General features: G+C 46.1%; 15 protein-coding genes. 3 read left to right on the top strand and 12 right to left on the bottom strand.

The window, feature by feature from the left end; genetic code table 11:
- Positions 1-23 precede the first annotated feature (23 nt).
- The 7 genes from ACWB0I_RS05645 to ACWB0I_RS05675 all read right to left on the bottom strand — a co-directional run bounded on the left by ACWB0I_RS05645 (position 24) and on the right by ACWB0I_RS05675 (position 9,783).
- Complete coding sequence (locus ACWB0I_RS05645; protein ID WP_479387065.1) at positions 24-653, bottom strand: TetR/AcrR family transcriptional regulator; 630 nt, start codon at positions 651-653, stop codon at positions 24-26.
- Between the two features lie 474 nt (positions 654-1,127).
- Positions 1,128-4,217 (bottom strand): efflux RND transporter permease subunit, encoded by a 3,090-nt coding sequence (locus ACWB0I_RS05650; protein ID WP_479387066.1) that lies wholly within the window; start codon positions 4,215-4,217, stop codon positions 1,128-1,130.
- An 84-nt stretch (positions 4,218-4,301) separates the two neighbouring features.
- Positions 4,302-5,411 (bottom strand): efflux RND transporter periplasmic adaptor subunit, encoded by a 1,110-nt coding sequence (locus tag ACWB0I_RS05655; RefSeq protein ID WP_479387067.1) that lies wholly within the window; start codon positions 5,409-5,411, stop codon positions 4,302-4,304.
- Positions 5,412-5,438: 27 nt separating this feature from the next.
- Complete coding sequence (locus tag ACWB0I_RS05660) at positions 5,439-6,776, bottom strand: TolC family protein (RefSeq protein WP_479387068.1); 1,338 nt, start codon at positions 6,774-6,776, stop codon at positions 5,439-5,441.
- A 226-nt stretch (positions 6,777-7,002) separates the two neighbouring features.
- A complete protein-coding gene (locus ACWB0I_RS05665; protein ID WP_479387069.1) occupies positions 7,003-7,605 on the bottom strand; it encodes a TetR/AcrR family transcriptional regulator in 603 nt (200 codons plus the stop codon).
- A 333-nt stretch (positions 7,606-7,938) separates the two neighbouring features.
- Positions 7,939-9,420: a D-alanyl-D-alanine carboxypeptidase/D-alanyl-D-alanine endopeptidase gene (dacB, locus tag ACWB0I_RS05670; protein ID WP_479387070.1), complete on the bottom strand. Its 1,482-nt coding sequence runs from the start codon at positions 9,418-9,420 to the stop codon at positions 7,939-7,941.
- Between the two features lie 93 nt (positions 9,421-9,513).
- On the bottom strand, positions 9,514-9,783 hold the full coding sequence (locus tag ACWB0I_RS05675) for an HU family DNA-binding protein (RefSeq protein WP_479387071.1): 270 nt from the start codon (positions 9,781-9,783) through the stop codon (positions 9,514-9,516).
- A 436-nt stretch (positions 9,784-10,219) separates the two neighbouring features.
- Between ACWB0I_RS05675 and ACWB0I_RS05680 the strand changes: the two genes are divergently transcribed.
- The 3 genes from ACWB0I_RS05680 (at position 10,220) to ACWB0I_RS05690 (ending at position 13,746) form a co-directional block, all read left to right on the top strand.
- The gene (locus ACWB0I_RS05680; protein WP_479387072.1) at positions 10,220-10,363 is read left to right on the top strand and encodes a hypothetical protein; all 144 of its coding nucleotides are present in this window, start codon (positions 10,220-10,222) and stop codon (positions 10,361-10,363) included.
- Positions 10,364-10,958: 595 nt separating this feature from the next.
- Positions 10,959-13,316, top strand: a complete 2,358-nt coding sequence (locus ACWB0I_RS05685) for a glucosamine-6-phosphate deaminase (protein WP_479387073.1) — start codon at positions 10,959-10,961, stop codon at positions 13,314-13,316.
- Between the two features lie 10 nt (positions 13,317-13,326).
- Positions 13,327-13,746 (top strand): secondary thiamine-phosphate synthase enzyme YjbQ, encoded by a 420-nt coding sequence (locus tag ACWB0I_RS05690; protein ID WP_479387074.1) that lies wholly within the window; start codon positions 13,327-13,329, stop codon positions 13,744-13,746.
- Positions 13,747-13,800: 54 nt separating this feature from the next.
- On the opposite strand, the gene hemL is transcribed toward ACWB0I_RS05690, so the two are convergent.
- From hemL to hemN, 5 genes are all read right to left on the bottom strand, one after another.
- Positions 13,801-15,084, bottom strand: coding sequence for a glutamate-1-semialdehyde 2,1-aminomutase (gene hemL / locus ACWB0I_RS05695; RefSeq protein WP_479387075.1), 1,284 nt, complete (start codon positions 15,082-15,084; stop codon positions 13,801-13,803).
- A gap of 29 nt (positions 15,085-15,113) precedes the next feature.
- Entirely contained in the window at positions 15,114-16,091 is a 978-nt protein-coding gene (gene hemB / locus ACWB0I_RS05700) for a porphobilinogen synthase (RefSeq protein ID WP_479387076.1), read from the bottom strand.
- A 9-nt stretch (positions 16,092-16,100) separates the two neighbouring features.
- A complete protein-coding gene (gene hemG, locus ACWB0I_RS05705) occupies positions 16,101-17,462 on the bottom strand; it encodes a protoporphyrinogen oxidase (protein WP_479387077.1) in 1,362 nt (453 codons plus the stop codon).
- Between the two features lie 77 nt (positions 17,463-17,539).
- Positions 17,540-18,514, bottom strand: a complete 975-nt coding sequence (gene hemH, locus ACWB0I_RS05710) for a ferrochelatase (protein WP_479387078.1) — start codon at positions 18,512-18,514, stop codon at positions 17,540-17,542.
- A 17-nt stretch (positions 18,515-18,531) separates the two neighbouring features.
- On the bottom strand, positions 18,532-19,926 hold the full coding sequence (gene hemN, locus ACWB0I_RS05715; protein ID WP_479387079.1) for an oxygen-independent coproporphyrinogen III oxidase: 1,395 nt from the start codon (positions 19,924-19,926) through the stop codon (positions 18,532-18,534).
- Positions 19,927-20,001 lie beyond the last annotated feature (75 nt).

Below are 20,001 nucleotides of genomic sequence, written 5' to 3' on the forward strand. Positions count from 1 at the left end.
TTAAGTACTTTTTGCTGATCATCTCAGCGTTTTGTCGGCTTTGAAATACCGTCAATGATGATTTGAGCGGTAAACAAAATCTCTTCTTCAATCAAGGAATAATCGATCTCAGAAGTAAAAATATTTTTATTTTTGTGAAATTCCCGAAATTTAACGGCCTCGGCATAGGTCAACAAACTCCTGGCTACCCTTCCGGCATCGACAGCCACGAAAACGCCCTGATCTATGCCTTGCTGAATGACCGCAGCCAGCAGCTCGATTTCCTTTTCAAGGCATTCATGATACATTTCGGAAATAATAGATGCCGCATCTAAAAAGGCCTGAATACTGATCTGGTGCAGATTCATCCGTTGCATGAACTCTTTGGATCGGAATTGCAAAAACCGTAAAATTTTCTCCTGAGGCGTTTTCAGCGCGCTTATTTCATTTTGTAAAGTATTTAAAAACTGTTCGCTTTCGTAGTGCACCACATCTTTAAGAATATCTTCCTTACTCTTGTAGTAATAGTAGAGTGAACCTTTTTTCATGCCCATGGCCTGAGCGATATCATCCATGGTGGTTTTAAAATAGCCGTAGCGGGCAAATATTTGTTGCGACACTTTTAAGATTTGAACTTTTTTGCTATCCCAATGCGATTGTTTTGCAGCCTGCATTTTTTACCTACCAATCTTATTTTCTAACATTTTATCAGAATAGTCGAATTTAATGACAACAACTGATTTTGTCAAACATTTTTTTTGAGAAACTCTCTCCCTGACTGAGTTAGTAGGAGATAGCCAGAATCGCGTTAACCTGTCTGTACATCCACAAAATAGACGCCGGTCATGCACGGTTTATGCGGACTGCTCAGGCACAGAAGAGGTGTAAGGAAATGAGAGGATAGCTCAAATGAGTCGCAGAGCACTTAAAAAAGCCACAAATCATACAGACTCTTTGAATTAGAATACTCCCTCATTATGCAGGAAACGGGCCAAGAAATGAAGGCTCGTTTTCAAAATTTCTATTCACACCCTTAAACGTCTGTCCTTTTGAAAGACACATAAAGAAACAATTGAATAAAGCTCCTTCAAGCACAAATACCCGTCCACTATTTTTCAATCAAGCCCGTGATATCCCTTTTCTTCTGTTCACACCTTTTGCCACCAGGCGCGAATTTTTTCTCCCACCTGTTCAAAAATAACGTACAGAATCGGCACAATAAGCAAGGTCAGCAAGGTGCTGGTTGTTAACCCACCGATTACTGCTCGGGCCAATGGCGACCAGTTTTCCGAGCCACTGCCCAATTCCAGGGCCAGAGGCACCATACCTAAAATAGTCGTTAACGCCGTCATCAGTACGGGACGCATGCGCACACGTCCCCCCTCCTCAACGGCCTGGTAAAGGTCTTTCCCCTGTGCCCGCAATTGATTGATGTAATCTACCAAAACAATACCATTGTTAACCACAATGCCCACCAACATGACAATGCCCACCAGAGCCATTACGCTTAAGGTGGTACCGGTAATGAACAGCGCCCATAAAACACCAATGACCGAAAGAGGCACGGTAAACATGATGATGAACGGGTCCATCAGCGACTCGAACTGAGATGCCATGATCATGTACACCAGTAAAATGGCCGCAAAAAAGGCAATGGTCAGGTAAAAAAACGATTCCTGTTGGTCTTCGGCTGTTCCTCCAATTACTACCTGAAATTCCCCAGGAATGTGCAACGTCTCAATAGCGGCTTTAATTTTGCGTACCGCAGAAGAGAGATCAATGCCAGAAAGGTCACAACCCACCGAAACGAACCGCTCCTGATTTTCACGATAGATCGTAGAAGGCGCGTCATCTTCCACAATGTGCGCCACCTGTTCCAGAGGAATCATCTTTCCGCTCAGTGTCGGAATCAGCAAATGCTTTAAGGCATCCCTGCTCTGCCTGTAAGGTTTATCTAACTGAACCACAATATCATATTCATCGCCGGCTTCACGGTAACGCGCAGCCACCTTCCCCTGAATGGCCGTCGAAATCATATCTGCAACCAGAAAGGGCGATAATTTCAAATCATTCAGCCGATCCACATCCGGCACAATGCGCAACTCCCGTCCGCCCTCTTTCATGTTGATGTCAATATCGACCAGCCCTTCAATTTGTTCCATCTTCTTTTTAAGACGTTTGGCATACTGCTTGGCCTGAGCCAGATCGTGCCCAAAAATCTTGACTTCCACGGCGCGCTCCGTGGAAATCATTCCCTGCTGAATAAACTGGTAGGTAATCCCAGGTATTTGATCCAGCCGTTTTCTAAAGGCATCTTCAATCTCCATTTGCGAACGCTTGCGCTCCTCCATGGGAGTCAACCGTACCCTGAAATTGATGGCCTCACTACCTGAACCTCCAAACAGCGCAAAAATCCCTTCACCGGCGCCAAAAATGGCCAGGACATCGCTGGCTTCAGGAAATTCATCTTTAACAATCTGCTCCAGTTGCAATACCGTTTTTCGCGTCTGATCCAAGGGAGTCCCTTTTTCTCGTTGGACGGTCAGAGCAATAAATCCCTGATCCGATTTAGGCAAAAATTCGCCCCCGATGAATAGAATCAACACCAATGATGCTAAAAACAGCAAGGTTGTACCCCCCAGCACAACCGTCTTATGGTGTAAAGACCAGTTCAGCACTTTGCCATACCGGATAGTCAGATTATCTAAAAACTTTCCCACGCGTTGCTTGAACCTGGCCAATCGCCCCCTGGACATTTCGGCTTCGGTTTTTAAAATTCTGGCGCTTAGCATGGGCACCAGCGTTAAAGCGATGACCAGTGAGGCAAATAGACTGAAGGTAATCGTAACCACCATGTCATTAAATAATTCCCCCGCAATGCCAGGCACAAACAACACCGGCAAAAAGACCCCGATTGTGGTTAGCGTAGAAGCGGTAATGGCCATTCCCACTTCCGAAGCGCCGGAATGGGCTGCCGTGGGCCGGTCATCGCCCAATTCGCGGTGGCGATAAATGTTCTCCAGAACCACAATTGAATTGTCCACCAACATACCTATGGCCAGCGCCAGCCCGGCCATGGAGATAATGTTAAGCGTCAATTGCGCCAGCATCATCACCGCAAAGGTGGCTACGACCGAAATAGGAATGGCCAATCCCATGATGATACTTCCACGTAAGTTACGTAAAAAGAAATAAATCACGGCAAAAGCAATAAAAAAGGCCAGAATAGCTGTGTTGCCTAAATTACCAACCGAGCGCAAAATGTACTCCGATTGGTCGTACACAATTTTCAATTCCACATCGCGGGGTAAGAGGTCTTTAATCTCTTTGATCGCCTTTTTAACATTGCGACAGGCTTGCACCGTATTGGCATCGGACTGTTTAAAAACGCGCATGTACACACCCTGATTGTAATTTACGCGTACATCGCTGCGTAATTCTTTGAATCCGTCTTCTACTTGCGCCACATCCTGCAGCAATAGGGGAATCCCCTTCTCGTACTTCAAAACCACTTTCTTGAGTTGCTCAATCGAACTAAATTCGCTGGCAATATGCAGATTAAAATTGGTCGTGCTGGTTTCGATACTTCCGGCCGGAAAAAGACCACCCGCCGCCCGAATGGCCCGCGTTACATCGACCGGCGACAAGGAATGGGCAGCCAATCGGACGGGATCCAGCTTAATATTGATTTGTCGCTGCAATCCACCTTGCGTTTCAACCGAGGCCACGCCTTCCACACGTTCCAACAACGGTTCAATCCGATCTTCGCCTAACTGTCGGAGCTCGGCCGGGCCCATGGTGGGCGAATTAATCAGAATAAAATTAATCGGCATCATGGAAGGATCAAAAGCAAAGGTCAACGGCTCGCTGGCTTCATCCGGTAAATAATCACGCACCAGATCAATCCGCTTGCGTACATCGTTTTCCGCCTGATCAATGTCGGTACCCCAGTCAAATTCGAGCAGGGTAATGCACACCCCCTGGCTCACCTGCGATGTCACCTTTTTTACATTTTTTGTTGCCGAAACCGCCTCTTCAATGGGACGGGCAACCAGATTTTCCATGTCTTCTGGCCCCACGCCAGAATATTGTGTAATAATGCCCACCACCGGAAAATCGATATCTGGAAACAAATCTATTTTTAACTGAGAAAATGAAAACAAGGCAAATCCCACAATGATCAAATAGATCATGCTCAAGGTGACGCGTTTACGAATAGAGAATTCAACTAACTTCATTTTTACCTCGCCCTAAATGTTGAAAAACTGTTTTTGCCTTCACACCGCAAAAGGCCCGAAGCGCCTATGACTTTCACCACCAATTTAGTAAGCCTCTACGACTTTCACCTTTTGGCCCTCTTTTAACAATCTCTGGCCTACTACAATTAGAGAATCGCCAAAACTCAACCCCTGAGTTATTTCCAGAAAATCGCCGCTGCTCAGCCCCTGTTCAATTTTGGTCAATTTGGCCCGCCCCTGATCGATGACAAAGGCAAAATACTGACGCCTGGCGCTGGGTTTCCCGCTTTCCGGATCCACTTGCACCCTGGTCTGGGAAATAACCGCGTTGTCCGGAATGACCACCACGTTTTCATGCACCGCAAGAATAATTTTGAACAAGCCATACAATCCTGACGTTAGTAGCTGCTCCTCATTGGGAATCTGAACCTCTACGGTAAAGGTACGGCTCATAGGATCGATGGCCGGGTCTATTTTTACAATACGACCGGAAAACTCACGACTACCTAAAGCCGGAAAACGGGCCAGTACGCTTTGCCCTTTTTGAATCTTTTGAAAATATTGGTCCGGCACGTAGAGTTTGGCTTTCATCAATTTGGGATTAATGATTTTTACCACCGGCTGGCCCACAGGAACCAGTTGTCCCACATCAAAAAAAATACTGCCTACTACGCCATCAAATGGGGCTTTAATCCGGCTGTTCTCAAACTGCTCGTTAGCCTGGGCCACAGCGGCTTGTGCCTGATCCAGAGCGGCCTGAACTTCCTGCATGTTCGTTTTCATTTTTTGCCATTGCTGCAAACTGATGGCTTTTTGTTCGTAAAGCCGCTGATACCGTTCAAAATCTTGTTTAACATTTTGATAACGCGCCCGGGCTGAACTGAGAGCGGCCTGGGCCTGCTTTTTAGCCTGTAACAACATACTATCATCCAATTTGACAATAACCTCTCCCGTCTTAACCGCACTGCCAACCGGCCTGACAATTTGTTTTAACTCTTCACTTACTTTACTAATCACTAAAGCATCGTTCAGCGCTTCAAGATTGCCGGTAATCTCCACCGTGGATTGAATTGAATTTGGTTTTAGAACTAAAACGTTGACCGGAATGGAGCGTTCTTCCTGCTGAACCTCCCCTTTCTGGCAGGCCATACCAAGTAGTAAGCTTAACAATAAAATAAACCGCAAAATGCGCATTGCTCTATCTCCTAAGTTTATTCTTTTTTACCTTTGTTTAGCCCATAAAGTATTGAGTTTGCCCAGCGCTTTAAGCAAATTGAGCTGTGAAACATTGTAATCAAAAACGCCTTTTCTGTAGCGGGCTTCTGCATTGGTAAATGCCGTCTGGGCATTTAATACTTCCACCTGTGTGCTCACGCCCTCCCGGTAGGTTAAATTTGCCAGGCGTAATGTCTCTCTGGCCTCCTGATAGGCGGCTTCCAAACTTTGCAAGTTTTGCCTGGCTTCCCAAAATCGGTCCAGGCTATTCCTGACATCCAGCAAAATGGCTCGCTTGAGCTGCTCTTGCTGCAATTCTATTTTTTTTGTTTGAATATAGGCCTGCTGAAGCTCCAGTACTCTCTTTGCCCCTTCAAACAATGGCCATTGTAAAGCCACCCCGGCAGATTTGGAACGCGTGTAATCTTTTGCTGTAACATGGACATCTTCCAGAAAAGCCTGATGTTGAAGATTGGCCGTCAAAACGACTTGCGGCACAAAACGGGATCCGGCAAGCCATTTTTGCTTTTGTTCAATTTGTTTCTGATGCTCCAATTGTTTGAGATCGGCCCGGTTAGACAAAGCCAGAGCCTGTAATTCCTCCACCGTCTTCTCTTTCAAATCTCCTAAAAAATCGCGAATCAGCAGACTGTCCAGAACAACAATGGAATCATCATCCGCCAGATTCAAAATAAATTTCAGATTCTCCTGACTCATTTTTAAAGCATTACGCGCCGAGGTTACCGAAGGAATGGTTTGGGAGAGGCGGGCTTTGGCCCTTAAATAGTCCAGCTCGGAAGCCGTTCCAGCCTGGTAAAATTTTTCCACCTGTTCAAAATTGGCCTGAGCCGCCTGCCTGGCCCGTTCGTTGACCTCTAAAAGGTCTCTGGACAGCATGATTTGATAATAACTCTCAATGGCCTGCAAAACCACGGCCTCTTCTTTCCCTTTCAACAATTGTAATAATGATTTTTGGGCATGACGCTGGATGCTGACATTGGCCAGCCTGGCGCCTCCTAAAAAAAGAGGATATTGCAACTGTAGAACATGAGAAAAATTGTATTTCGTTCCAATGCGGAAACGATTGCCCATGAAAACCAGTACAGGCAATTCCACATTATTAATTGCCTGAAAACTGTAGTTAATCGTTGGCAAAAAATCGCTAAACGCTTTGTAAACATTCACTTTCTGATTTTTCAAATCCTGTTTCAGAATTTTCAACTCCAGATTCTGCTTAATCCCTAATTCCAGCACCTGATCCCAGCTTAGGGTGATGATTTCCCCGGCCTTACCCGGAACGCTGATCATAGACAGCATTAAAAAAAATATTAATGTCCTCTTCATGTTTTACCTCCTGCCTTAACCGCTACATAGCCTGTTCATTAAACGCTTAAGGCTTTTAAATCACTGATTGAAAAAATCATCCACGTGAAAGTCGAACTCCCTCTCTACTCCATTTCAGATGCCCCTCCTCACTCGGTTGGTTTCCTATCCGCTCAAAACATTTATGAGAGGCTTCAACAAATTAAGTTTAAGTACCCGCCTTTGAGACATTTGTGTCAAGTATTTTTCAACTTTCAGGAACAACAAATAAATGTTTTTTCCAGAAGTCAAATAGGCGTTTTAAATTTCCCTCAGAAAAAGCCTGCTCATCCAGAAAGAAGAATCGGCGAATACTCAATTGGTTCAGTGTGCCTAAAATGGTCTGCATGAGCACTTCGAGGTCTTCATCTTCTGCAATGTAACCCTGCTGTTGACCTAAGATTAACCAATCGTTAAAATCTGCCAGCAAGGGTAACATTAAATTCAGCATTTCCTGTTTAACTCTTTCAGGAGTCGAAAACAGATGGATCATAGCATTAAATCGGAAATAGTGAGGATAATGCTCTACAAAATATTTGCGTCCTAAAAGCAAGCCCCACATTTTGTCCAGAAAATTTTCGTGGGGATCAATAAACATTTTCCGATGCTTAACAATCAGTTCATGGGCATAGCGTACCATTTCCAGAATCAATGTCTCTTTATCTTTAAAATAGTAATAGAGCGTCGGCTTTTGAACCCCCACGGCTTCGCAAATTTGGCGGATGGAAACGCGTTCGAAGCCATATTGGGCGAACAACTCAGCAGCAGCCTGAAATATGCGCCCTTTGGTGTCGGTTCCACGTTTAGACACAGATTCTCCTTTTAAACTTTTACTTTTATACCTACCGGTAGGTAAATATAAACACATTCTTCTCTCTCTGCAAATTTTTTTAATAATTTCGGAATACCTTACCTGACTCATCAAAGAATCTTTGTAATGCCTCTAAGAGGGTTTCAGGCTTTTAATTCATTATTTGCAAGAAATTTTTCTTATTCGGAATAAGGTAAAGGGGAATATGCGTACTCAGGGTAAAACTGAATTATTTTTTTTACAGCCCCAAAGTGCTAGGATTCTATTACAGCAAAAGAAAGATGCTCCACGGGAATTGTCTGGTCTTCTGTGGAGCATCCTTTGGCATTTTTACTAATGGAGTGAACTGAGTAGAACAGCGATTCTGTCCTGAATTAAATTCACCTTTGCCGTTGGGACAGAATAGTTATTAAACATCATTACAAAAAGGAGCGGATTTCCGCCATCAAGACCTGTGTAACCCGACAAAGCGCGCATGTGCCGAACATAGCCGGTTTTAGCAAAAACCCTGCCCTGAGCCGGAGTTCCAACCATCCTGTTCTTTAAGGTACCATCCACACCAGCAATGGGCAACGAGTCTAAAAAGTATTTAAAATAGGGATGGTGGTACATGTAACGCAGTAAGGTAGCCGTGGCTATGGGCGCCACAAAATTTTTCCGGGAAAGCCCGGATCCATCCACATTGAGAAAGTGTTCATTAGCTACCCCGATCGAATTTAAAAATTCCCGGACCACCTGCGCGCCCGCTTCAAACGAGCCTTCATTCTTAAATAATCCGCCTAAGGTTTTGAGCAATTGTTCCGCGTAAAAATTGTGACTGGGTTTGTTTACCACTTTTATCAGCTCCGAAAGCGGGGCCGACAGAAAGGTAAACAATGGTTTCAATGAGTCAGCAGGAAGTCTTTCTTTTGAGGAAAGCAGACAGGTCGGAGTGGAAATCGTAATCCCCTGATCTTTTAAAGTCTGCTGCAATACATCCAGAAAAAATTGTCCGGGATTTTCAACCGTAATCGACTCCCACACCGTGTCTGCGTCTCTGGAGAGCCTGCCTTCGACAACCATAATGTTTCGACCTTGCAGACGGGAAATGTTCAATTCTGAAACACCCGGAGAATCGACCGTGGTGGCTCTATTCAAAATTTCCATTTTTTCGTAAGCCGGCCACAGGGTTACATGTACCGGATTTCCAGCCAGCGAATCCGGACTGACAGCCACATCCACACAATTATCATTGAGAGCTAAAGCAGAAATCTTTGCCGAATACCAGAATGGTTCATCATCCCAGTTCCAGCCCTCGCCTAATTTAGGATCTTTAAAAAAATGTTCATCGCCAATCAGTCGACCTGCAATATTTTTAATTCCTTTGGCCTTCAGGGAATCGGCCCATTGTTTAAAAACGGCCAAGCGGTCTCCCTCGTAAAAGCGTCCGGAGAAAGACGGATCGCCTGAGCCTTTGATCACCAGATCGCCATGCAAGGTACTGTCCTCAATAGAGCCGGAATAGGCTACCGTAGTTTTAAACCGAAATTCAGGGCCTAATTTCACCAGAGCAGTAGCGGTGGTAAACAATTTCATGTTCGAAGCAGGAATCATCAATTTAAAAGCGTTTTGAGCGTATAGCACTTGATCATTCTTTAGTGAGGCCACATAGAGCCCGATATGAGCATTCTTAAGAGTGGGATCATCCAGCAAGTACTGGATTTGTTCTTTTAACTGTGGAATTTGTTTAGCGCGATGGGAACGCAGGACACTCGGGGTGCAATGAGTTAAGAAAAAAGTAAACCATAAAACAGAAAGGATCATCCATGTGCGCATTTACCATTCCTTTTCTTTTACGATTAAACGTGGTACAAAAAAAAGGCGAAAACCTGAGTTTTCGCCTTTTTTAAATGTCTGTTGTAAAGAAAATTACAGAGCTTCTTTCAAACCTTTGCCAGCGCGGAATACAGGAACCTTACGTGCCGGAATTTGGATTTCAGCACCGGTCTGTGGATTACGGCCTTTACGGGCAGCTCTTTCGGATACAGCAAAAGTACCGAAGCCGACTAAAGAAACAGCTTCCCCATTTGCTAAACTCTCTTTTACAGCATTAACAAATGCATTTACAGCATCCTCAGCCTGTCTTTTGGTCAGGTTAGCATCCTGTGCAATTTTGGTAACGAGTTCTTGTTTGTTCATATTCTTAGTCCTCCTACTAAATTAAAACTTGATACAGGTTCTCTTTAATTGTATGCTAATTTCCATAGATTATTCAATAAAATCAAGTCTTTTTTAATTTTTTCTCTTCACTTAATCCGGATTTTTAGCGGTTTTAGCCCTCATTTTTCAATGTCCACCATTAACATGCCCTGTTTGTTAACATGACTGGTTAGCTAATTTAATATTATTTTTAAAGAAATAGGAAATGAAATAATTTTAACCCGGTCCTCCACCTTAAAAAATAAACGGCTTCAAAGACTCTTCCACGTAATAAAAGCCTTTGTACTTTCTACCTCATGGACTCATTACCTTTTCCGGTTTTTTTAGAATACTTACCTCAAAAGAAATAATTCCGCCACAGCGGGATGCGAAAATTTTTAATCTGTTTGAGGAACTAAAAACGTTGAATGGTTAAATGGTTGATTTGTTAAATGGCCTGTCCGGCTGGATAGCCGTCCAGACGGGCCTGTCCCCAAAGATCGGTATTTGGAATGACGCTCTGCACGAAGCCTCACTGATTGTCATTTCGACCGATACGCGGAGCGAAAGCGACTTGTAGAGTGGAAGAATCTTATGGCCAGGTATCTTCCCCAAAGGTGTCATTCCAGCCGAGCACAAGCGAGAGCCGGAATCTCTTCAATCACGTAAGGGATTCTTCTCACAAGCATTCATCCCCATAATCCCCTCTTCCGAAAATCGGGATAGGGGGAAACAAAGCCCATGTAAGGGATTTTCAGATTGACATGTCGGCACAGGCCTTCAGCGCCTGGGCACAATTCGCCCTTTCACAAAATAATTCGTAATTCGTAATTTTAAATTTTTAATTAAAATTGCTCTTTTGCCTGTCCCCGAAAATCGGGATTCCAACCGGTGGCCAGACGGGCCTGCCCGGCAGCATGACGGGCGCCCTCTGCAGTTTTTTTTAAAAGGTTGCGGCTGTGCTGCCTTAGGTAGTTTGCTATTTTCCACGCTCAGCAAAGCCAAAAACACCTTTCTAAATCGTTAGCCCATAGGCAGCTCGATCGGGTTTAAACCCTCTTTCCTGCCCACTCCAGTTCTACTTTTTTGTGCCCCTGAATAAAATTGTAAATTTTTGAAATATTTATTAGATTTGCCATTTAATTATTCAAGAAAAACCAAGGGGTATTTTAAATATGGCTAAAAAACAAAAAATCGTCTCCAGGTCGCGTGTTGAAGAATTGATGTTGCAAAAAACGCAACGGAAGTTAGTTTATTCTCCGATCGAAAAAATTGGCACCATTGTGGTGGACAATTTCCCGGAATTAGGACGCTTCACCGCCCTGCGTTTTATCGAATGGGCCCAGAACAATGAAGGCTCTACCATTTCTTTGCCTACCGGCAAAACACCGGAACACTTCATCAAATGGGTTCAATATCTGCTGAATAACTGGAACAATAAAAACGTACAGAAAATCCTCGGCGATAATGGTCTCGATCCGGCTCATAAACCGGACATGCGCAGCTTCTATTTCATTCAGATCGACGAATTTTATCCCATCAATTCCACGCAACACAATAGCTTTTACTACTACGTTAATAAGTTTTACATTCGCGGTTTCGGCCTCGATCCGCAAAAGGCGCTGCTCATTAATCCCAATGCCATTGGCCTGAAAGCCCATGAAACACTGGACGAGATCTGGCCCAATCATATCGTGGATTTAAGTCTGCGATTCTCTTATCCCAAAGATGCCCTGCAGAAGAGGCAACAAGAAGTTTTGCGGGCCGTGGATCAATTTTGTACAGATTATGAATCGAAAATCCGAGAATTGGGCGGCATTGGTTTCTTTTTAGGCGGCATTGGCCCTGATGGGCACATCGGTTTTAATGTTCGGGGATCGAATCACTATTCCACCACGCGCCTGACCAGCACCAATTATGAAACCCAGGCTGCCGCAGCCTCGGATTTGGGAGGCATCGAAATTTCGCGCAACCGTCTGGTTATTACCATTGGCCTGCAAACCATTACCTACAATCCCAACACCACAGCCATCATCATTGCCGCCGGCGAAGCCAAAGCCAAAGTGGTTAAAGATGCCATTCAATCCGAAAAGTCCAATCTGGTACCGGCCTCTGCCCTGCACGATTTACCAAACGCCCGTTTCTATTTAACCAGAGGCGCGGCCAAATTACTGACCGAACGCCGGTACCTGGAGTTAAAAGAGGCTAAAGAAATAAACAAACAAAACATCTACCAGATCATTACCGACCTGGCTCTGGCCAAACAAAAAAAGTTACAGGATTTGAACAAACGCGATTTTCAGTCAATTCGGTCTTCCAAATTACTTCTGGAGCGCTTTGCAGAGCGGGCTCTTCAGTTCCCGGCCATGATCGAAGCAGATTACCGGAAATTTATTAATCAGGCTCTACAAATTCCAAAAAATCAGGTGATTTTACACACGGCACCCCATCATGACGACATCATGTTAGGCTACCTGCCCTATGTGGTGCGCCTGATGCGGGAATCGACCAATACGCACTACTTCAATTACCTGACCAGTGGATTCAACGCCGTCACCAATCGTTATATGCTTAATCTTTTAGAAACCACACAATCGTTCTTCCATCGGCCGGAATTTCAGGTATTGTTTCAGGAAAATTACTTCGACCCAGGCAATATGGAATTCCGCAACCGTGACGTTTTTCAATACCTCGATGGCCTGGCCGCCAACGATCAGGACGCCATGAACGAAGGAACTGCCCGCCGCCTTTTACGCGATCTGGTAGAAATTTTTGAAGAAGATTCTATCGATAATCTGAAAAACCGAATCAACGAACTGGCCAACTATTTCCGTACCCAGTACCCGGGTAAAAAGGATCTGTCCTATATTCAGCAACTGAAAGGCATGGTCAGAGAATGGGAAGCGGATATCCTGTGGGGCTATTTTGGCTTTACCTGTGAATCGGTCATTCACTCCAGGCTGGGATTTTACAAAGGGGATATCTTTACCGAAGAACCAACCATTGAACGTGACGTGACGCCGATTCTTGAAAATTTAAGAAGAATCAAACCGACCGTGGTGACGGTTGCCTTTGACCCTGAAGGAAGCGGGCCCGACACGCACTACAAGGTGTTGCAGGCGGTTTCGGAAGCTTTGAAAATGTACACCCAGGAAAGCGGCCGAACGGATATTAAAGTTTGGGGCTATCGCAACGTCTGGTACCGGTTCCACCCCAGCGAAGCCAATCTGTACGTACCTGTCACTCACAATACGCGGGCCATTTTAGATCACGCCTTTTTGAACGCCTTTGGCTCTCAAAAAGATGCCTCGTTCCCCAGCTACGAATACGACGGACCCTTTTCCGGACTGGCGCAAAAAATCCAGGTTGAACAATATCAGTACATGAAAACGTTGTTGGGGCGTGACTTCTTTTATCAAAACGAAGATTCACGCATCCGTTCCACACGCGGTTTTGTGTACCTGAAAATCATGACCCTCGACGAGTTCCATCAACACGCCAGAGAGTTAAGAAAGACCACTGAAAATATTTAAGGAGTTGATCATGAAATCGTACAGAAAAGAATTGTGGTTTAATACTCCGCAGCGCCGTGCTTACATTAATATCACACCACAGGTGGAAGCTTGTGTCAGAGAATCCGGTATTAAAGAAGGACTATGTCTGGTGAACGCCATGCACATCACGGCCAGCGTGTACATTAATGACGACGAATCGGGCCTGCTGCAGGATTACGACGACTGGTTGGAAAAACTGGCGCCACATGAACCGATTTCTCATTACCGGCATAACCGCACCGGCGAAGACAATGGCGACGCTCACCTGAAGCGACAGATCATGGGCCGGGAAGTCGTAGTCGCTATCACCGACGGAAAGCTCGACTTTGGCCCCTGGGAACAGATTTTTTATGGCGAATTTGACGGGCGTCGCCGCAAGCGCGTCCTGGTAAAGATAATTGGGGAGTAAACCTTACTCCCCAATGCAATCTAAGCCGTTTGCAGACGGAAGAGGAACGGCGTATTAATTAAACAGGTCTTCCAGTACCTCGCGCCCGGCATGCAAGGTGTTTTGTAAATCTTGGGCAGAATGGGCTGCTGAAATAAACATGGCTTCAAACTGAGAAGGGGCCAGGTAGATGCCTTTATCCAGCATCTGGCCAAAATAACGCGCAAACAGTTCCGTATCCGATTGTGTGGCCTCATCAAAATTAGAGACACCGCCTTCCTTGAAAAAGAGGCAGCCCATGGAATTTACGTGGTTCAGACTTAAGGGCAAATTTTTGTTTTGAATAAAGTGTTCCAGTTCTGAAAAGAACCAGTTGGCCTGTTTATTCAACGTTTCAAAGAATCCAGGTCTGGAAATAATTTCGAGGGTTTTCAACCCTGCGGCCATGGCCAACGGATTACCGGAGAGCGTACCCGCCTGATAAACTGGGCCGGCCGGCGAAACCATTTGCATGATTTCCTTTTTCCCGCCGTAAGCCGCGGCCGGTAAGCCCCCTCCGATGACCTTTCCTAAAGTTGTTAAATCGGGTTGCACATTGTACAAACTTTGCGCCCCTCCGGGATGGACGCGAAAACCGGTCATCACCTCATCAAAAATCAACAGGGCTCCATGCCGGGTGCACAGATCGCGTAATCCCTGTAAAAAGCCATCAGCCGGAGGAATAACGCCCATGTTTCCGGCAATGGGTTCAACAATCACAGCGGCAATCTGGTTTTTAAAGGCAGAGAACAATTGCTCCACCGAATCCAGATCGTTGAAGCGCGCCGTAAGGGTCTCCTGAGCCAGAGCCGCCGGTACACCGGGGCTATTGGGTTCGCCGAAGGTCAGGGCTCCGGAACCGGCCTTGATTAAAAAACTGTCGCCATGGCCATGGTAACAACCTTCAAATTTGATGATCTTGTCACGACCTGTAAAGCCCCGCGCCAGACGAATGGCGCTCATGGTCGCCTCGGTTCCGGAATTTACCATGCGTACCATTTCAACCGAGGGCACCATTTGTACAATCTTTTCAGCGATCAAAATCTCCAATTCGGTAGGGGCGCCAAAACTGGTTCCGGCCTCGGTCACGGCCTGCAGGTACTCCACCACTTCCGGATGGGCATGTCCCAGGATTAACGGCCCCCATGAACCTACGTAATCGATATATTCGTTTCCATCGACATCGTGTATTTTGCTGCCTTCCCCGGAAACGATAAACAATGGTTCCCGATGGACACTTTTAAAGGCCCGAACCGGTGAATTCACGCCGCCGGGCAAGTATTCCTGCGCTTTACGAAACAATTCTGAACTGCGTGTCATCGTCATTACTCCCAATTGGTTACTGTCCTTTAAAGTTCACTCAGCCATCTGGCGGCGTCTTTAGCGTGGTAGGTTAATATCAGATCGGCGCCGGCGCGTTTAATGGACGTCAAAATTTCCAGGGTAACACGTTGTTCATCGATCCAGCCCTGCTGAGCCGCTGCCTTTACCATAGAAAATTCGCCGCTTACGTTGTAAGCGGCCACCGGTAAATCGATACGATCGCGCACACGACGAATGATGTCCAGGTATGCCAGCGCAGGCTTAACCATGATGATGTCAGCCCCCTCATTGACGTCCAGATCAACCTCGTAAAGCGCTTCCCGACCATTAGCCGGATCCATCTGGTAGGTCCGCCGATCGCCAAACTGGGGAGCCGACTCAGCCGCATCACGAAACGGACCGTAAAAAGCGGAAGCGTATTTGGCAGCATAACTCATGATCGGAATTTTCTCAAAGCCGTTGTCATCCAGGGCCTGACGAATGGCGCCGACCATGCCATCCATCATTCCGGAAGGTGCCACCATGTCGGCTCCGGCTCTGGCATGGGTCAGAACCTGATTGCCAAGCATTTCCAGCGTGGCGTCGTTGTCCACATCTCCATCCACCACGGCGCCGCAATGGCCATGATCGGTGTATTCACAGAAACAAACGTCGGTAATCACGTACATTTCCGGTACAGCGTCCTTAATAGCCTTCACGGCGCGCTGAATGATTCCCTCGTCATTCATAGCATCACTGCCCACAGGATCTTTGTGTTCCGGAATGCCGAACAGAATAATGGCCGGAATGCCCAGCTTTTGCACCTCTTTTACTTCTTTTACCAGCAAGTCGATGGACCATTGAAAATTGCCCGGCATGGATTGGATGGGATTTTTAACGTTCTGACCTTCGGTAACAAACAGCGGGTAAATCAAATCATCAACCCGAAGATGCGTTTCCCGTACCATGCGGCGGATGTTTTCATTTCTTCTTAATCTTCTGGGACGATAGTATGGGGTAAACATACGCTCTCCTTATTTTTCTTTTAACATTTTTTCTGATGTTTCAAACGCGCTAAGAACGCTATCGCCAACACTGATTCCGCGCCGGAAGTTTCCGGCAAAAAAGAGGCCGGAAAATTGCGCTTCTGTTTCATCGAACAGTGCCTGAACGTTTTTGTATCCCAGGGTGTACTGAGGGATGGCCCGGGGCCAGCGGCCAATCCGGGTTAACACCGGCTGCCCTTTCAGGCCAAGTAAGGCATCCAGATCTTTTAGAACCATTTCTGTCAGTTCCTGGTCATCCTTCAAAGCGTTTTCCGGACTTCGCGTTCCTCCGACAAAGGTGGTAAGGGCCACCTTGCCTTGCGGAGCACGGCCGGGGAAAATGGTGGAACTGAAAATGGAACCAAGAATCTGCTTTTGTTCTCTGGCAGGCAGCAAAAAGCCAAACCCGTCCAGGGGATGAGTCACCGCATCACGCTCAAAGCCCATAAACACAACCGAAACCGGCGGGTACAGCACCTCTTCCAGCAACCGGGCCCGCTCTTTCAACACAGGTTTTAACATTTGGGCCTGGGCGTAAGTGGGCACCGAAATCACCACCTGATCAAAAACGTACTCTTTCTGAGCCGATGCTTCCTGAACGATCAGTTTAAACCCTTTTTCCTGAGGCACCACTTCCTGCACAGCACAATTCAAATGGATCGCCTCCCCCAATTGCCGGGCCAGTGCCTGAGGGAAAACCTGCATGCCGTCTAAAAAGGAAAACATTTTGGCCCGGTCTTTGGCGACCTCCTGACGCTTTTTACGCTCTTTTTTCCCTTTGATAGCGCCTTTAATAAACGAACCATATTTCTGTTCCAGGTTGTACAATTTCGGAAAACCGGCCGGAGCGCTTAATTGCTCAGGATCACCGGCATAAACGCCGGCCACAAAGGGATTAATGGCGTAATCCAGAAACTCTTCGCCCAGGCGGTATCGTACATAATCAGCCAGGGAGATATCGTCCGCCTGCACCTTTGGTAAAAACGGTTCTTTGAGAAGTTGCAACTTGGCCTTCCAGGAAAAAAGGTGCGTCTTTAGAAAAGCCGGAGGAGAAAGAGGCAAAACGTGCAGAGCGCCATCGCGCACCACATAACGATTATTGCTCAATTCGTTGGCATAAACTTTTTGCGAGGACAAACCGACCTGATCGATCAGATTGCGTAAAACTTCTGAAGTTTCCAGGGTACTGTTGGGCCCCAGGTCTATTAAAAATCCATCCTGTTTTTCGGTAATCATTGAGCCGCCGATGTAGTCATTTTTGTCAAAGACCTGCACGTCCAGTCCTTTTTGTTTTAAGAAATAAGCCGTTGTAAGTCCGGAAATGCCAGCGCCAATGATGGCAACACGCATGGTTTCTTCTCCTTTTTGCTTTTGACTCCTCTGCTCATCTTTTCCCTTCTTATTACCTTTTGGTAATTTATTGAGTGCTAAAACCCAATTTTTTCCAGTACAATTTGCTGTAAAGCCTTGATGAACAGGGGCTGAGTGTTTAAGGCTTCAATACGAACATACGATTCGATACCTTTTTGCAGGGCAAGGTCTTTGTACAACATACCGATTTCGAAAACGGTTTCTGAATTATCGGCCACAAATCCCAGGGGAAAGACAAAAAGGCGTTTTACGCCCTGCAGGGCCAGCTCTTCAATCTTATCTGATGTGGCAGGCGACAGCCAGCGAATGGGCCCTAACTTGCTTTGAAAAGCCAGATGGAATTTAAAGCGATCTTCCGGGAAATACTGGCAAATGCGCTTCACTGCCTTATTGATTTCTTCAAAATAGGGATCTCCGGCATGAATGCGTTTCATGGGAATGCTGTGTGCGCTAAATAGCAGATGGGTTTCCTCCTGTTCACCATTTTGTGAAAGATACTTACGCAGCTGTTCCAACATGCTCTCAATAAACAGAGGGTGATGCCCAAAGCGATCGACGATTACCACCCTGCTCTGATCCATGTTGTATTTTTTCATCAAACGTTTGGTCTCATTGATCAGAGAGCCGCTGGTCGTGGACGAGTAAAAAGGGTACATGCTCAGAATCACGATTTTATCGAACCCGCCCTGCAGCGCGGTTTGCCATGCCTCTTCCATAAAGGGATGCCAGTAGCGCATAGCCGGCAGCACTTCAAAGCGCGCCTGCTGTTCTTCGTTTAACAGCTGTTTTAAGGCGCGGGCCTGGGCCTGGGTAATTTCTAGCAAAGGCGTTTTTCCACCCAATTTTTTGTAAATTTCCGTGCTCTCCGGGGCACGTTTTTTTGCGAAAAAACGAACCAGCGGGATACGTAAAAAATTCGGTAAAGGGATATCAATAATATCCGGGTCCTTAAAAATTTCGAATAAGTACGGTTCTACTGCCTCCAGCGAATCCGGCCCGCCCATATTGGCTAAAAGAATGGCTATCTTCATAAACGTTTCATCCTTGATTAAACGGTTCGCGAGAACTGAGGCTTCCGGCCTTCCTGCTTCGCTAAATAGTAATCGAACTGCATGGCAATATTGCGAATTAACAGGCGCCCCATGGTGGTAACCTGCAGGCGCTTTTCCTGTAATTCGATTAAGCCATCTTCCTGCATGGGAATTAAACGCTGCAACGCATCGGCAAAATAGTCATCAAAATCGATATCGTATTTTTGTTCTATTTTCTCTTTTTGCAGGCGAAAATTGCACATCAGCTCTGTAATGACTTCCCTTCTTAACCGGTCGTCTTCGGTCAATTCCACGCCTTTGTAAACAGGTAAACGTCCCTCATCCAGACTGTTGTAGTAGGGCTCCAGCTTTTTGACATTCTGAACATACAGATCGCTGAGCATGCTAATGCTGGTAATGCCGATGGCAAACAGATTTAATCCGGCGTGGGTGGAATAGCCCTGAAAATTACGATAGAGGGTGCCCTCGTTCATGGCCAGAGTTAGCTCATCGTCCGGTTTGGCAAAATGATCCATGCCAATGTACACGTAACCGGATGAAGTTAATTTTTCGATGCTGAGTTTGAGTAATTCCAGTTTTTCCTGTGGTTTGGGTAGCCATTCGTCTTTAATTAACCGCTGATGCTTGATCATGGAGGGCAAATGGGCGTAATTAAACACAGCCAGGCGATCGGGGTCGATATCCAGAATAATGTCCAGTGTCTTTTCAAACGAGGCCACATTCTGGAAAGGCAAGCCGTACATCAGGTCAATGTTGACGCTCTGAAAGCCAAGTTCACGCGCCCAGTCAACGGTTTGACGCGTAATGTCTTCGGGCTGAATGCGATTAACCGTTTTTTGCACCTGTGGATTAAAATCCTGCACGCCCATACTACAACGATTAAATCCAACCTCTTTCAGCGCCACCATATGATCTCTGGTCAATTCACGAGGATCGATTTCTACACTGATCTCTGCCCGCTTTTCAAATTCAAAAAAATGGTGAATGGCCTGCCCCAGACGGCGTATTTGCTCCGGGCTCAGATAGGTTGGCGTTCCGCCTCCCCAGTGCAATTGCATGACTTTGCGGTCGGCATGAATGAGCGGTCGCAGTAGTTCCATCTCTTTAATGAGATAATCGACATAGGTTTCAATCTTCTGTCGATTGTGGGTAACCATCATATTGCAGCCACAAAAGTAACACAGGGTATCGCAGAACGGCAGATGAAAGTACAGGGAAATCGGCTCACCGTGCCGCACCTGATCGTCGCGTTTGATGTGCTGAATGTAGGTCTCCTGTTCAAGGCCTTCCTGAAAATAGGGGGCTGTCGGGTAGCTGGTGTACCGCGGCCCCGGTTGATCATACTTCTTCAGAAGGCTGATATCGACGTTTATTTGATGTTTATTACGCATGGTGTGATTCCTGGAATGGTTGAAAGGTTAATTGGTTGAATGGTTCATTATGGTCTTTTCCAACCTTTGCTTTCA

The sequence above is a fragment of the Caldithrix sp. genome (genome assembly GCF_056497305.1).